This window comes from Arthrobacter sp. NtRootA1, from assembly GCF_019976975.1.
Taxonomy (GTDB): Bacteria; Actinomycetota; Actinomycetes; order Actinomycetales; family Micrococcaceae; genus Arthrobacter; species Arthrobacter aromaticivorans.
In genome coordinates, this window is record NZ_AP024630.1 from 1,534,235 (window position 1) to 1,547,516 (window position 13,282).

At 62.3% G+C, this 13,282-nt stretch carries 14 protein-coding genes and 1 riboswitch; of the genes, 8 read left to right on the top strand and 6 right to left on the bottom strand.

Annotated elements, in window-relative coordinates:
- The first annotated feature begins 8 nt into the window (after window positions 1-8).
- The gene (locus LDN90_RS07020; RefSeq protein ID WP_216925367.1) at window positions 9-800 is read left to right on the top strand and encodes a DeoR/GlpR family DNA-binding transcription regulator; all 792 of its coding nucleotides are present in this window, start codon (window positions 9-11) and stop codon (window positions 798-800) included.
- Window positions 801-826: 26 nt separating this feature from the next.
- Here LDN90_RS07020 and LDN90_RS07025 read toward each other — a convergent pair whose 3' ends face one another.
- Window positions 827-1,483, bottom strand: coding sequence for a histidine phosphatase family protein (locus tag LDN90_RS07025; RefSeq protein WP_223948494.1), 657 nt, complete (start codon window positions 1,481-1,483; stop codon window positions 827-829).
- A gap of 113 nt (window positions 1,484-1,596) precedes the next feature.
- Between LDN90_RS07025 and LDN90_RS07030 the strand changes: the two genes are divergently transcribed.
- Window positions 1,597-2,364 carry a type II CAAX endopeptidase family protein gene (locus tag LDN90_RS07030; protein ID WP_223948495.1) on the top strand — a complete coding sequence of 256 codons (768 nt, stop codon included), beginning with the start codon at window positions 1,597-1,599 and terminating at the stop codon, window positions 2,362-2,364.
- A gap of 101 nt (window positions 2,365-2,465) precedes the next feature.
- Here LDN90_RS07030 and LDN90_RS07035 read toward each other — a convergent pair whose 3' ends face one another.
- Complete coding sequence (locus LDN90_RS07035; protein ID WP_216925364.1) at window positions 2,466-3,104, bottom strand: VOC family protein; 639 nt, start codon at window positions 3,102-3,104, stop codon at window positions 2,466-2,468.
- 226 nt (window positions 3,105-3,330) lie between these two features.
- On the opposite strand from LDN90_RS07035, the gene LDN90_RS07040 reads away from it, so the two are divergent.
- Both LDN90_RS07040 and LDN90_RS07045 read left to right on the top strand, forming a co-directional pair.
- Window positions 3,331-4,647 (top strand): bifunctional o-acetylhomoserine/o-acetylserine sulfhydrylase, encoded by a 1,317-nt coding sequence (locus LDN90_RS07040; protein ID WP_216925363.1) that lies wholly within the window; start codon window positions 3,331-3,333, stop codon window positions 4,645-4,647.
- A gap of 211 nt (window positions 4,648-4,858) precedes the next feature.
- Window positions 4,859-4,973, top strand: a riboswitch (SAM riboswitch).
- Window positions 4,974-4,987: 14 nt separating this feature from the next.
- Entirely contained in the window at window positions 4,988-6,109 is a 1,122-nt protein-coding gene (locus LDN90_RS07045; RefSeq protein ID WP_223948496.1) for a homoserine O-acetyltransferase, read from the top strand.
- 6 nt (window positions 6,110-6,115) lie between these two features.
- Here the strand turns inward: LDN90_RS07045 and LDN90_RS07050 are convergent, their stop codons facing one another.
- From LDN90_RS07050 to LDN90_RS07060, 3 genes are read right to left on the bottom strand one after another with little or no spacing between them, the layout of a single operon-like run.
- Window positions 6,116-6,547: a hypothetical protein gene (locus LDN90_RS07050; RefSeq protein ID WP_223948497.1), complete on the bottom strand. Its 432-nt coding sequence runs from the start codon at window positions 6,545-6,547 to the stop codon at window positions 6,116-6,118.
- 43 nt (window positions 6,548-6,590) lie between these two features.
- On the bottom strand, window positions 6,591-7,772 hold the full coding sequence (locus LDN90_RS07055) for a winged helix DNA-binding domain-containing protein (protein WP_223948498.1): 1,182 nt from the start codon (window positions 7,770-7,772) through the stop codon (window positions 6,591-6,593).
- A 44-nt stretch (window positions 7,773-7,816) separates the two neighbouring features.
- Window positions 7,817-8,662 carry an SGNH/GDSL hydrolase family protein gene (locus LDN90_RS07060; protein ID WP_223948499.1) on the bottom strand — a complete coding sequence of 282 codons (846 nt, stop codon included), beginning with the start codon at window positions 8,660-8,662 and terminating at the stop codon, window positions 7,817-7,819.
- A 68-nt stretch (window positions 8,663-8,730) separates the two neighbouring features.
- On the opposite strand from LDN90_RS07060, the gene LDN90_RS07065 reads away from it, so the two are divergent.
- The gene (locus LDN90_RS07065; RefSeq protein ID WP_223948500.1) at window positions 8,731-9,381 is read left to right on the top strand and encodes a phospholipase; all 651 of its coding nucleotides are present in this window, start codon (window positions 8,731-8,733) and stop codon (window positions 9,379-9,381) included.
- 67 nt (window positions 9,382-9,448) lie between these two features.
- Here the strand turns inward: LDN90_RS07065 and LDN90_RS07070 are convergent, their stop codons facing one another.
- On the bottom strand, window positions 9,449-9,676 hold the full coding sequence (locus LDN90_RS07070; protein WP_216925357.1) for an RNA-binding S4 domain-containing protein: 228 nt from the start codon (window positions 9,674-9,676) through the stop codon (window positions 9,449-9,451).
- A gap of 23 nt (window positions 9,677-9,699) precedes the next feature.
- Between LDN90_RS07070 and LDN90_RS07075 the strand changes: the two genes are divergently transcribed.
- The 3 genes from LDN90_RS07075 to LDN90_RS07085 all read left to right on the top strand — a co-directional run bounded on the left by LDN90_RS07075 (window position 9,700) and on the right by LDN90_RS07085 (window position 13,167).
- Window positions 9,700-10,704, top strand: coding sequence for a DMT family transporter (locus tag LDN90_RS07075; protein WP_223948501.1), 1,005 nt, complete (start codon window positions 9,700-9,702; stop codon window positions 10,702-10,704).
- Between the two features lie 112 nt (window positions 10,705-10,816).
- Window positions 10,817-12,202, top strand: a complete 1,386-nt coding sequence (locus tag LDN90_RS07080; protein ID WP_216925355.1) for a glycine--tRNA ligase — start codon at window positions 10,817-10,819, stop codon at window positions 12,200-12,202.
- 2 nt (window positions 12,203-12,204) lie between these two features.
- Window positions 12,205-13,167 (top strand): GNAT family N-acetyltransferase, encoded by a 963-nt coding sequence (locus tag LDN90_RS07085; protein ID WP_223948502.1) that lies wholly within the window; start codon window positions 12,205-12,207, stop codon window positions 13,165-13,167.
- The last annotated feature ends 115 nt before the right edge of the window (window positions 13,168-13,282 follow it).

Genomic DNA, 13,282 nt, shown 5'->3' on the forward strand with positions numbered 1-13,282 from the left:
GGCTCGTCATGACCCGCACCGATCGGCTGACCGCCATCCTTGACCTCCTGGCCGAATCCGGCCATGTGGAAGTCGAGGACATCGTGACGCGGCTTGGCGTGTCACCGGCCACGGCACGCCGGGATTTGGACAGCCTTGCGAAACAACGACTGCTCAGCCGTACCCGCGGTGGCGCAACCACCGGATCCGTAGCCTACGATCTCCCGGGCCGCTATAACCGTGATGACCACGCCGTGGCCAAGCAGGAGATCGCCCAGGCGGCATCGGCCCTGATCCGCCCCGGCGCGGTGATCGGCTTGAGCGGGGGAACCACCAACACGGCGCTGGCGCAGCTGTTGTCCACCCGCGAGGACCTCAACGCGCCGTCCAACAGGCCCACCCTCACGGTGGTGACCAATGCGATCAACATAGCGTCGCAGCTCGCCGTTCGTCCGAACATCAAGATCATGGTTACCGGGGGCATCCTGAATCCGCGCTCCTATGAGCTCGTGGGGCCCTACACCGACGTCATCATGCAGAAGGTTGCCCTGGATATTGCGTTCATCGGGGTCAACGGTGTTGACCCGGACCTCGGCCCCACCATCACCGATGAAGGCGAAGCCATGGTGAACACCGTCATGGCGCGCCGTGCCACTGAGTCCTACGTGGTGGCTGACTCTTCCAAGGTAGGCCGCCGCTCCTTTGCGGCCATGTCCGGGTATGACTTCCGGCACCTCATCACGGACGCCGGGATCAGCGCCGAGGACAAGGCCGCGTTTGAAGCCAAGGGCACGGAAGTCATCGTCGCACCTGCCACCTAAGCGATCCTGCAACTACGTGACAAGTGCTAGAAACGCATTCTCGGCGCGTGAAGCACTGAATCGTCAACATCCCTTGGCACCCACTGGCTGAACGGTTTGTCCAGACTGTACTGGCCGTCGTCGGTCCTTATCAGCGTTCGGAGTTCGGCGTTGTCAGGGTTGTTCAGCGATTCGAAATACTCAACAGTCCAGTGGAACCAGCGCATGCAGAACAGCCTCATGGTCAGTCCATGAGTGACCAACAGGGTGTTTGGGGCATACGTCGGCTTTTCCCAATGGCGGTAAAGGGTCTCCATGAACGAGGACACGCGGTCGTAGACATCCGAGCCTGACTCGCCCTCGCGGAACCTGTAGAAGAAGTGGCCGTAAAGGTTGCGCAGTTCCTTCTGGTCCTCGATCTCCCCGGCAATCTGAAAGTTGGCCCAGTCCTGCTCACGGAGCCTGGGTTCTTCGATCACGCGCTCGATCAGCGGTCCCAGGTCCAACGCCTCAAGAGTCTGGTACGCCCGCAAATAGGGGGAGACATAAACGCAGACCTGCTCGCCGTCGAGCTTCCGCCGAAGGGCTTCGCCCGCTATCCGGGCCTGTTCAATTCCGTGTTCGGTCAGCGGAATGCGGTAGTCCGGCACACGGTTGTAGATTGACGTGTCGGCATTCGCGGCCGACTGGCCGTGCCGGATCATGAAGATTCTCCCTGGGGCACTCATCCCACCAAGCATAGGGGGCTGCCTAAGGGTGGAACGGGAACGTGCGCAGTTCACGGCAAAGTGGCAGGAACTACAGGCAAGATAGGTACATGCTCCTTGCTTCCCGCCGCCGCCTGCGCGCCGAAGTACTCATCGTACTGGGCCTGTCTTTGGGCCAATCCGCTGTGTACTCCGTGGTGCAGCTCCTGGACAAGATGACGCGCGCGCCGCTGTCCGAGGCAACGTCGACGCTTAACAGGTCCCAAAGCACCCGCGAGTACTTCGATCTCACGTACCAACTGCTGGACATCATCTTCGCTTTGGTGCCGGTGGTCCTGGTGCTCTATTTCCTGTCATCGCATGCCCAAGGTGGCCGGGAAAGTGCAAGTGGCTTTGCCCGCCTGGGGTTCAACTTCGCACGCCCCGGCAAGGACCTCTTGCACGGACTGGGACTCGCAGCCGCCATTGGCATTCCTTCACTTGGCTTGTACGCGGCCGGTCGCGCCCTCGGAATCACCACCGCCATTGTGCCCAGCGGCCTGGAGGCTTACTGGTGGACAGTACCTGTGTTGGTTCTCTCCGCGATTCGCCACGCGATCGTTGAGGAAGTGATCGTCGTGGGATACCTCTTGGACCGTTTCGGAAAATTCGGCTGGAGAACGCCGCTGGCCATCGTCGTGAGCGCGGCCCTTCGTGGCAGCTACCACTTGTATCAAGGCTTCGGGCCGTTCATCGGCAACTTCGCCATGGGCTTGGTCTTTGCCTGGATCTATACAAAGACGAAGCGGGTGATGCCTTTAGTCATTGCACATGCGCTGCTGGACATTGTCGCGTTCGTTGGCTTCAGCCTCTTCGGCAAGGCTATAGGCCTGGGGTAGGGACCCTTAAAGCTAGTGGACCCTTAAAGAGAAATTCGGCCGCCATCGGTGGGTGACGTCGTTGGCACCCGCTGATGGCGGCCGAAGCTTGAAGGCGTGCGTCAGATGGTGACGGCGCCGGATGCGGTTTCGAAAGTGACGGACATGATGCCAGGCGTACCGTGCGGGGCCATCCACTGGACAGCGACGTCCTCGAGCGGCTTCTCCACGGGTTCGCCCAGCCATTCGGTAACGCGTTCCGCCGAGCCCGCAATCGTGAGGCTGGACATCTTGACGTCACTCTCGTAGACCTTGGACGGGTGCAGTGAGGGATCGCCCTCCCACTTGAGCAGGTACGGCACCTGGGGATCGGCGATCAAGCCGAGAATGCCGATCTGCTGCCACACGAGTTCGCGGCCATCCGGGAACTTGCGGTTGCCCGGAACAGCGGAGCGGCCGAGGCGTTCCTCGAAGGGGGCGAGGTCGTCAACGGCGACGCACCAGCCCATCCAACCGCCGCCAGCCGCCGAGCGTGCGCGGACTGCCTGGCCAAAGGGTGCCTTGTCAGAAGCAGGGTGGTCCAGGACCTCTACGACTTCCAGGTATTTGTTATCCGCCAAGGGAATGATCATGTTCCGGGTGCCGAAGCGCGGGTGCACTCCGCCCCGGACTGCGTCCACTCCCAGAGCTGCGGAAATTCGTTCGGTAGTGGCCAAAAGGCCATCTCGTTCACAAGCGTAAGAGACGTGATCCATGCGCATGGCTTCATCTTGGCACTTTGTGATCGGGGTCTCAGCTAAGGCGAGCCTAACTAACATGGGACGTTATTCCGCGCTACCGGAACGCGCCACGCCCGGTCGCGTAAAGACTGAAAAATACTGCCTTCGTCACAAAACTGTCCAAGTCCCCGGGCGCTTCCTAGACTGGCCCCAGCCCACGCCTACAGCGATCAACGGCAAATCCGCGCGCCACTAAGAGGAGAATTCAATGTCCCAAGGATGGTCTTTCGAAACCCGCCAGATCCACGCAGGCCAGGAGCCTGACTCTGCCACGGGAGCGCGGTCGCTTCCGATCTACCAGACCACGTCCTTCGTTTTCCCGAGCGCAGAGAGCGCAGCCAACCGCTTTGCACTGGCCGAGCTCGCCCCTATCTATACGCGTATCGGCAACCCAACACAAGATGCCGTGGAGCAACGGATCGCCAGCCTCGAAGGCGGGCTCGGCGCATTGCTCCTTAGCTCAGGACAGGCAGCGGAAACCTTCGCCATCCTGAACATTGCCGAGGCCGGAGACCACGTCGTCGCCAGTCCCAGCCTCTACGGCGGCACCTACAACCTGCTGGCGCACACGCTGAAGAAGTTCGGTATCTCCGTGACGTTCGTGGAGGATCCGGACAACCTGGACCAGTGGCGCGACGCCGTGCAGCCCAACACCAAGCTGTTCTTCGGCGAGGTGGTGTCCAATCCGCGCCAAGACGTGCTGGACATCGAGGGTATTTCGCGCACCGCGCATGAGGCTGGTGTGCCGCTCATCGTGGATAACACGCTTGCCACCCCCTACCTCATCCGTCCCATCGAGTGGGGTGCGGACATCGTGGTGCACTCGGCTACCAAGTATCTGGGCGGCCACGGCGCGGCGATCGCCGGCGTGATCGTGGACTCCGGAAACTTTGACTTCGGCAAGGACCCGGAGCGCTTCCCTGGATTCAATACTCCCGACCCCAGCTACAACGGACTCGTTTACGCCCGTGACCTTGGCAAGGACGGCGCGCTTGGAGCCAACCTCTCCTACATTCTCAAGGCACGTGTGCAGTTGCTGCGTGATCTGGGTTCGGCGGTTTCCCCGTTCAACGCCTTCCTCATCGCCCAGGGGCTGGAAACCCTGAGCCTGCGGGTCGAGCGCCACGTCTCGAACGCCACCAAAGTAGCTGAGTGGTTGGAAGCCCATGACGACGTCGAGTCAGTCGCCTTCGCGGGCCTGCCGTCCAGCCCTTGGTACGACCGTGGCCGCAAGTACGGGCCCAGGGGTACCGGTGCAGTGGTGGCATTCAACATCAAGGGTGGCGTCGAGGCCGGTAAGCGATTCGTCGATGGCCTGGAGTTGCACTCCCATGTTGCCAACATTGGTGACGTCCGCTCGCTGGTTATCCACCCGGCGTCGACTACCCACAGCCAGCTCACGGCCGAACAGCAGCTGGTTGCGGGCGTGAATCCAGGCCTTGTCCGCCTGTCCGTGGGAATAGAGCACGTGGACGACATTATTGCTGATCTTGAGGCCGGTTTCCGGGCTGCCAAAGGCGCTTAGGGGGCGTCCGATTACGGCAGCTGAACCTCGCGTTTGAGCCGTTAAGTTTGAGCCGTTAAGACCACCCCTGCGCGGCGTGGCCGCCCGTCGACGAAAATTCGCCGGGCGGCCCTCCGCAGTGCGTGTTCCTGAACGAAGCGGCCCCAAACCGTCACACAGCTGTCACATTCTTCGCCAAAACAGCGGTATTTTTCCTAGACTCTACGTATTAGGTCATGAGTGCCAGTGACAGCCCCGGCTTGCTGGCCGGCAACCCTCCTCCGCGGTGGGGTGCCCCGGGTGAAGACCTGGCCTGTCGCACGCAAGGCGGCAGGCAAGCGCGAGGTTAGGTGTCAAAGGAATGACCATTACTGCTACAGCACCCCCCAAGCCAGGCAAAGAAGATGGGACGGTCAAGTACGCCGGCGTAGGTTCGCTGGAACTTGAAGCCGGCGGTTTTCTCCCGGACGTTGTGCTTGCCTACGAAACCTGGGGTCAGCTGAACGAGGATGCGTCCAACGCCGTCCTGGTTCAGCACGCACTGACGGGAAGCACACACGTGGCCCGCGGTGCCACCGATGAGGAAGGCTGGTGGGAGCAACTCGTTGGCCCCGGTGCGACGATCGACACCAACCGGTTCTTCGTCATCTCCATCAACATTGTGGGCGGCTGTTACGGCAGTACAGGCCCGTCGTCCGAGGCGCCAGACGGGCGGCCTTGGGGATCCCGCTTCCCGCTGATCACTTTGCGCGACAGCACGGTGGCCGAAGCCCGCCTCGCGGATGCGTTGGGGATCAAGGCATGGCACGCCGTCCTTGGCGGTTCCATGGGCGGGGCGCGGGCACTTGAATGGGCGGTGACCTTCCCTGAGCGTGTTCAGCGGTGCGCGGTTATTTCTGTCGGCGCCTACAGCACGGCCGAGCAAATCGCTTTCGCCCAGTCGCAGACGCTCGCCATCCGCCAAGACCCGAACTTCAACAACGGCGATTACTACGGTGGACCAACACCGGAGGCGGGCCTTGCCTTGGCCCGACGGATAGCGCACATCACGTACCGTTCATCGCTGGAGCTTGATTTCCGTTTCGGCCGGGAAGCCCAGCACCAAGAGACGCCCCTGGCCGCTCCGGTCCTCGGGGAGCGTGGCCGCTACCAGGTGGAAAGCTACCTCGACCACCAAGGCACCAAGCTGGTGCGCCGGTTCGATGCGAACAGTTACATCGCCATCACCGAGGCACTCATGTCCCACGACATCAGCCGGGGCCGGGGCACCTTGCAGGAAGCCTTGGCCACCGCCACTGCTGAATTCTTTGTGGCAGCCGTCGACTCCGACCGCCTTTATTTTCCGGCCCAGTCATTGGAACTGGCGCAAAATCTGCCAGGCAATGTGCCCGTCCACGTGATCGAAGCCCCCATCGGACACGATGGCTTCCTCACCGAAATCGGGCAGCTGTCAGCCCAACTACGCGAGGCTTTCTTCGCCTAAGCCTGCTCAGCCGTTCATGATGTCGCCGCGCTGCTTCATGTAGTCCTCCATCGCGATCTCGCCGTTGCTGAACTTGAGGTCCAGTTCGGCGAGCTTTCGCGCGCGGAATCCTTGCTGCTCAGAGCCGCTGTGGCTCGGAAACGTAGGTGAAGAAGCGTTCGACGCCGGTCCTGGCGGCGGTGGGGCATCGGCAGGGCGGATGGTGGTGGGTTCCCCGGGATAGCCCGGGTAGTTCTGGGTGGGATATGGCGGTGCCGGATAATTCTGCTGCGGGTAACCCGGTCCGGGAAGATTCTGCGGAGGATAGCCGGGGCCCGGATAGTTCCGACCCGGGAAATTACGGTCCTGAAGCCGGCGGGCCCGGGACCGGTTGTAAAGGCGGATCCCCATGGGAATCAGCCACGAGCAGACGATGATCCAGAAGATCAGATTGTTCACGGTGCAGGCCTCCTAGGTCTTAACCCAGCTTAGTCCCGCACTTTCACACGAGCTTTGTCTCCATGCCCAGGAACCTCCCGTAGCGTTCCACTTCTGCATCCAGGGCTTGTTGTTCGGCTGTTGTGACCGACCTGTTCATCCTGATGTCGAGTTCGCAGATCCCGCCGGAGAAGCCGTGGCGCCACCATCCGGCCAACCTGCCATCCAGCAAGACCACGTGAATGGGAGCATCGCCCTCCGGGAAATAGGGCGCCCTTCCGCCGAGGTAATGCCTCGATTGGGAATAGCCCATCACGTACTCGTCGTAGCACTGGATGAGATCGGCACGGGGGAGGAGCGGCCCATCATCAGTTGGCGGGGAAGTCACTGCAAGTGCTTCCACGTCTTCGGCTAGTAAGTAGAAATCCAGGCCGTCAATTGCCACAGTCGCCAAGGCGCCAGGCATGGACTCTTCAGCTATCTGTAGGCCAAGCCGTACATCTTTCATGGTCAGTCCCGACCACGCGGCACAGTCCTTGATGGTGGCAGGACCCCGGCTGGTGAAGTACCGCAGGGCCAGCTGGCCCAAAGCCCATTCCCGGTCGTCGCCCGTCAACGATGCACTGCCATTATCGGGCACACGTTCGTCGAACAAGGCGTACGTCTGTTTCAGTGCACCCCCTGCAGAACGGACCGGGGCGCCGCTCACCAGGATTTTGCTGATCTCCGCGTGCATGAGGTGGTAAACGAAGCCAAGCCCTTTGCCAGGAAAGCCTGCCTGTTCCAGTACCCCGGCTAATTCTTCGCGCGTTTTGTGGGCTCCACCGGCCACCGCCTCGGCAAGGATGTGCCCGCTGCGGGCGGCGGCGTGCTCATCAACTCCCGTCTGCCTGTACATTCCCTTGTTGCCTTGATGCAGGCGATCCGCAGACAACCCCATCAACCAGCCGAGATCGTCGCGGTGCACAAAATGCCACGTCGGCCGCAGGATATGCGTCCGGAGGATCCTGCCGTCAGTCACCGCCTGCTCAACGTCATCGGCAGTGCTCCCTAGTGCCCGCTGGCCACTGCTCCCCAGTGCCCGCTGGGCAACGCTCCACCTGGCATAGGGAAATTCCTGCGACTGCACCGCGAGGAGGTTTCGCAGCACGTCATCAATGGTTTCGCCGTAGGGATTCCGCAACTGCTGCCGCCGGAGCCGAAGGCGCACAACATCGCCCGGCGCCAGCGAAATGTCAGCGTGCATCGTGGAACTCTTTCCGCGCGTCAACACTGCAAGCGCCCCTCACCCTAGCCACGCGGCAGCATGGTGCCGGTGGGACCAAAGACCGGTCCCGGCGTCGGGCGTTTGGGGGTAATGCCGTCGCCGGAGGATCGATGCCGCAACCTGCGGATAACCCAGGGAACAAAGTACTCACGGGCCCACACCAGATCCGAGGAACGGGCCTCACGCCAGGTGCGGACCGGCAGGGGCTTCGGCACCAGGGGTTCGAGGGTGTGCTGGACGTTCAGTGCTTCCAGGACCATCATCGCGATGGTGTGGTGTCCCAGCGGTGAGAAGTGCAGGCGGTCTTCGTCCCACATCCGGGGATCGGCCAACTGCGTCAGGGACCACATATCCGCGATGATTGCGTCGTGCCGTGCCGCCACAGTCCTAAGGTTTTCGTTGTAAATGGCCACCTTGCCGCGGATGCGGCCCAACACCGAGGACGCAGTGTCCGGTCCGTTGAACAACACAACAGTGGCACCACCGGAGCCCAGTTCCTGGACTGCGGCATCCAGCTTCTCCGCCAACAGGTCCGGGTCGCCACCGGGCCGGATGAGGTCGTTGCCGCCAGCCGAAATCGAGACAAGGTCCGGCTGGAGTTCCAGGCAAGGAGCAATTTGTTCATCCACGATCTGCTGCAGCAGCCGCCCACGGATAGCAAGATTGGCGTAAGCGAAATCCTCATGACCGCGGCCCAGTTCTTCCGCTACACGGTCAGCCCATCCGCGGAAGCCGCCGGGGTTCTGCGGCTCGGGATCACCGATACCTTCCGTAAACGAATCCCCCAGTGCCACGTAACGGCTCCAAGGGTGTGTTTGAACCGGTTCGCCCGGCTTCACCAATGAATTGACGTCACTCACGCTTTCCATCCTGCCTTGAACCTGCGAACCTACGCCACCGTAGGTTGTTACCCATCAGTAACTGCAAGAATAGACCCATGACTGAAGCCGTTGCATTCCCCACGCCCGTTGTCCTGTGGTCCCATGACGAAGCTGAACGGGAGGGCAAACCGCTTCTGGTGCTGCTGCATGGCTACGGCTCCAATGAGGACGATCTCTTCAGCCTCGCCGGCCTGCTTCCCGAGGGCTTTGTGGTGGCTTCCCTGCGCGCGCCGATGCCCATGGGCCCCGGCTTCACCTGGTTCCCGCTCACCGCGTCAATCGATTACTCGCTGGAAGCAGTAAAGCTTGCCGCGGAGTATGCCCTTGAATGGTTGGATACGGTCAGAGCCAATCATTCTTCAGTGACGCTTCTCGGCTTCTCCATGGGCATGGCCATGGCGACCTCCATGCTCCGGTACCGTCCCACGGACTTCGCTGCCGTCGTCGGGCTTTCGGGTTTTGTGGTGGACGCCGGCGACGACCCCGCCTTCCGCGATGCCGAACTGGACGGCACCTTGCCGATGTTCTGGGGCCGCGACCAGCAGGACCCCGTCATCACTCCGGACAAGATCGAATACACCATGGGATGGGTGCGCAAGCACGTGGACCTCACCAAGGTGCTCTACACGGGCATGTGGCATGGCATTAATCAGCAGGAAATCGGCCATGTAGGAGAATTCCTGACGCACAAAGTCCTCGCGTCTTAAAGCAACGCGGGGTCACTTACGGCCCATAAATGGCCTCACCATGGGCCCTAAGTGACCCCGCGTTGCTTCAGGCGGTGGTGATCCGGACAGTCTGGCCGTTGACGGTAACGGTATCTCCGGCGTGCAGCTGGCGGCCGCGGCGGTCTTCGATTTCGTCGTTGACCTTGACCAAGCCGTTCTTGATGAGCTCCGTTGCTTCAACGCCGTCCTCCACGAGGTTGGCGAGCTTCAGCAGCTGGCCGAGGCGGATCATGTCGTCGCGGATGGGGATCTCTTCGATTTCCGGGTTGCTCATAGAGCAATGATGCCTGAAGTAGTGTGGTGACGGTGCCGAATCCTTCCCACCGTCCCACCATTCCGCTTGCCCTCGGGCTCCCGCTTGCCTTGGTCACAGGCCTGGTCCTGCCGCTCCAAGGACGCATCAACGGGGCGCTCGCCATCAAGCTGGAGGACGGCATTGCCGCTTCTGTGGTGAGCTTCACCACAGGCCTGTTGGTGATCGCGGCGATATCGGTCCTTACGCCCAAAGGCAGGTCGGGGCTGCAGAGCATCCTTCCGGCGGTCCGCAACCGCAGCTTCCCGCCCTTCTACGTCATGGCCGGGGCTGTTGGCGCCCTTTTCGTCATTGCGCAGTCCTTCACGGTAGGCCTGCTGGGCGTCGCGCTGTTCACCGTCGCCACCGTCACCGGACAGACCCTCAGCGGCCTGCTGGTGGATCGGATGGGCATCGCTCCCGGCGGCAAACGCTCCATCACCGCCGTGCGGGTCGTGGGAAGCGTGCTCACCGTGGCCGCGGTCGCCTGGGCCGTGTCCCCGCGCTTTGGCGGAACGGACGACGTCGGAGCTTTGGTGCTGCCGGTCATCCTGCCTCTGGTGGCGGGTTTCCTCATGAGCTTCCAACAGGCCATGAACGGGACCGCCACCGTCCACTACGGCACCCCCATCGCGGCCACGCTCGTCAATTTCCTGGCCGGTTCCGCCGTCCTCTGGGTGGCCTTGCTGATCAAGCTTGCGGTAGCCGGGGCCGGGAATCCCCTTCCCTCCGAGTGGTGGTATTACGTCGCCGGACCGTTGGGATGCATCGCCATCGGCCTGGCAGCCCTTCTGGTGCGGAGCCTTGGTGTGCTGATTACCGGTCTTGGCATGATTGCCGGGCAGCTGGTGGGCTCGCTGGTGCTCGACGTCGTGATCCCCACTGCCGGGACGGTGGTCGCCTTGCCCACGGTGCTGGGCACGCTCTTGACCCTCGCGGCGATCGTCGTGGCCAGCCTTCCCTGGCCAAAGGGATCCTTCGCGCGAAGGCCAGGTGCCAAAGGCCGGTAGGGTAGGAATCAACAAACTTTCCCCCAGCACCCCGCCGGTCACCACGTCCGGAGTCCGGGGCCAAACCACCGCGGACCGCACCCAGCGGCCCTGTAGAACAAATGGAGTACCCATGGCAGCAAAATCCGTCCTTGACCAGGTCATTTCCCTCTCCAAGCGGAGGGGCTTTGTCTTCCAGGCCGGTGAAATCTATGGTGGCTCGCGTTCGGCGTGGGATTACGGACCCCTTGGTGCGGAACTGAAGGAAAACATCAAGCGCCAGTGGTGGCAGAGCATGGTGCGCGGCCGCGAAGACGTCGTAGGCTTGGACTCCTCAGTCATCCTTCCCCGCCAGGTCTGGGAAGCCTCCGGCCACGTAGAGGTGTTCTCTGACCCCCTGGTGGAGTGCCTTTCCTGCCACAAGCGCTACCGGGCTGACCACCTTGAGGAAGAGTACGAGGAAAAGAAGGGCCGTCCCGCCGAGAACGGATTGAAGGACATTGCCTGCGCCAACTGCGGCACCCGCGGCCAGTGGACCGAGCCGCAGGAGTTCTCCGGCCTCCTGAAGACCTTCCTTGGCCCGGTGGCCAACGATGAAGGCATGCACTACCTGCGCCCGGAAACGGCCCAGGGCATCTTCGTGAACTTCAACAACGTCCTCACCACCTCCCGGAAGAAGCCGCCGTTCGGCATTGGCCAGATCGGAAAGTCCTTCCGCAACGAGATCACGCCGGGCAACTTCATCTTCCGTACCCGCGAGTTCGAACAAATGGAGATGGAATTCTTCGTCGAGCCCGGCACGGATGAGGAATGGCACCAGTACTGGATGAAGGAGCGCATGTCCTGGTACACCAGCTTGGGCATCCGCGAAGAAAACCTCCGCTTCTTCGAGCACCCGCTTGAGAAGCTGAGCCACTACTCCAAGGGCACCACGGACATCGAGTACCGCTTCGGCTTCCAAGGCTCCGAATGGGGCGAGCTCGAGGGCATCGCCAACCGTACGGACTTCGACCTCTCCACGCATGCCAAGGCCTCCGGTACGGACCTGAGCTACTTCAACCAGGCCACCAACGAGCGCTACACCCCCTACGTGATCGAGCCCGCGGCGGGCCTGACACGTTCCTTCATGGCCTTCCTGATTGACGCCTACACCGAAGACGAAGCTCCCAACGCCAAGGGCGGCGTCGACGTCCGTACGGTCCTGAAGCTGGATCCGCGGCTTGCGCCGGTCAAGGCAGCCGTCCTGCCTCTGAGCCGCAACGAGGACCTGTCCCCGAAGGCAAAGGCGCTGGGCACCCAGCTGCGCAAGAACTGGAACATCGACTTCGACGACGCCGGCGCCATCGGCCGCCGTTACCGTCGCCAGGACGAGATCGGAACTCCGTTCTGCATCACAGTGGACTTCGATACCCTCGAAGACCAGGCCGTGACAATCCGTGAGCGCGACACCATGAGCCAGGAACGCGTGTCCCTGGACAAGGTTGAGGCTTATCTGGCAGCACGTCTGATCGGCGCCTAACCGTGGCTTTGGAGTACCGCGAGTGGAAGGAAGGCGACGACCTCGCCCTCCTGGAAATCTGGGGCGGGCCGGAGACCCTGCCTGCAGAACAGTTCCGTGCTGCTTTGGCGCCGTCGAGCAACCAGCCTTGGCGTCGCTGCATCGTCGCAGAGGATGTCGTTGACGGCGTTCGCATCCCCGTTGCCGCCGGCGTGGTCCACGAGGCTTCGCTGCACCCTGAACGTCTGTGGGCCTATATCGAGGTTGCCAAGGACCATCGCCGGAACGGCGTCGGAGCCACCCTGCTGACCATGCTGCGCCGCGAAGCCGGGAACTCGCCGTCGGGCGTTTCCAAGCTCCGCACCAAAGTTGAGCCGGCCACGCCCGGGGCCGCTTTCGCCGAGGCTGCAGGTCTTGGACCCATCCAGCGTTCACAGTTGGTTGTGGTGGAGCCTGAGCCGCTGAAGCTGCCGCGGTTCGGCGATGGTTCTGAAGAAGCTGCCTCTGAACGGGTGGAGGACCTCGCCACCGGATCCGTGGAACTCAGCGAAGTGGTGGGCAGCTACTACTCAGCCGTCCATCACTGGGACAGCCCGGGTGAGCTCAGCATTGCTACTGTGCAGCGGCTCTTCCTTCACGATCTCACGGGGGCGCACGGGGCCATTGTGCTTCGTGCACCGAAGGCAAGTGCCTTTGGTGAGGGAGTGCCGGCCAGCAGAAAAGGCAAGATCCAGGCCTTCGCCATCAGCTACGCCCAGGGCAACTCCGAGGAGCCCTCGGATGTCTTCCTGGGTCACGATCCGAAGCTGTCCGCCGACGACGCAGAGTCTGCCGTCCGGGATCTTCTGGCGCTTATTGCGTACCAGCACCCCGTGCTGTTGGAAGTGGACGAATCCATGACGGCACTGCGCAGCGTCCTGGCGCCCTTGCTGGAGTCGGGCAAGGCCCACGTTCGTGGCGCTGACACGCTGATCGTGAGCGACTGACCACGTATCTGCAGGTCCGGATCCCGCTTTGCCCATCGCCGATGGGCAGGGCGGGATCCTCGCTTTAAGCCCAGCTCGCATTCATGGTGAAAGGGTCTTGACGCGGCCACGGCGC

Excerpts from the sequence above, each read along its gene's own strand:
- LDN90_RS07040 (WP_216925363.1), top strand. The coding sequence starts at position 3,331 with ATGTCCCAAGGATGGTCTTTCGAAACCCGCCAGATCCACGCAGGCCAG.
- LDN90_RS07070 (WP_216925357.1), bottom strand. The coding sequence starts at position 9,676 with ATGAGCAACCCGGAAATCGAAGAGATCCCCATCCGCGACGACATGATC.
- LDN90_RS07080 (WP_216925355.1), top strand. The coding sequence starts at position 10,817 with ATGGCAGCAAAATCCGTCCTTGACCAGGTCATTTCCCTCTCCAAGCGG.
- LDN90_RS07035 (WP_216925364.1), bottom strand. The coding sequence starts at position 3,104 with ATGCGCATGGATCACGTCTCTTACGCTTGTGAACGAGATGGCCTTTTG.
- LDN90_RS07020 (WP_216925367.1), top strand. The coding sequence starts at position 9 with ATGACCCGCACCGATCGGCTGACCGCCATCCTTGACCTCCTGGCCGAA.
- LDN90_RS07055 (WP_223948498.1), bottom strand. The coding sequence starts at position 7,772 with ATGCACGCTGACATTTCGCTGGCGCCGGGCGATGTTGTGCGCCTTCGG.
- LDN90_RS07065 (WP_223948500.1), top strand. The coding sequence starts at position 8,731 with ATGACTGAAGCCGTTGCATTCCCCACGCCCGTTGTCCTGTGGTCCCAT.
- LDN90_RS07045 (WP_223948496.1), top strand. The coding sequence starts at position 4,988 with ATGACCATTACTGCTACAGCACCCCCCAAGCCAGGCAAAGAAGATGGG.
- LDN90_RS07060 (WP_223948499.1), bottom strand. The coding sequence starts at position 8,662 with ATGGAAAGCGTGAGTGACGTCAATTCATTGGTGAAGCCGGGCGAACCG.
- LDN90_RS07030 (WP_223948495.1), top strand. The coding sequence starts at position 1,597 with ATGCTCCTTGCTTCCCGCCGCCGCCTGCGCGCCGAAGTACTCATCGTA.
- LDN90_RS07025 (WP_223948494.1), bottom strand. The coding sequence starts at position 1,483 with ATGATCCGGCACGGCCAGTCGGCCGCGAATGCCGACACGTCAATCTAC.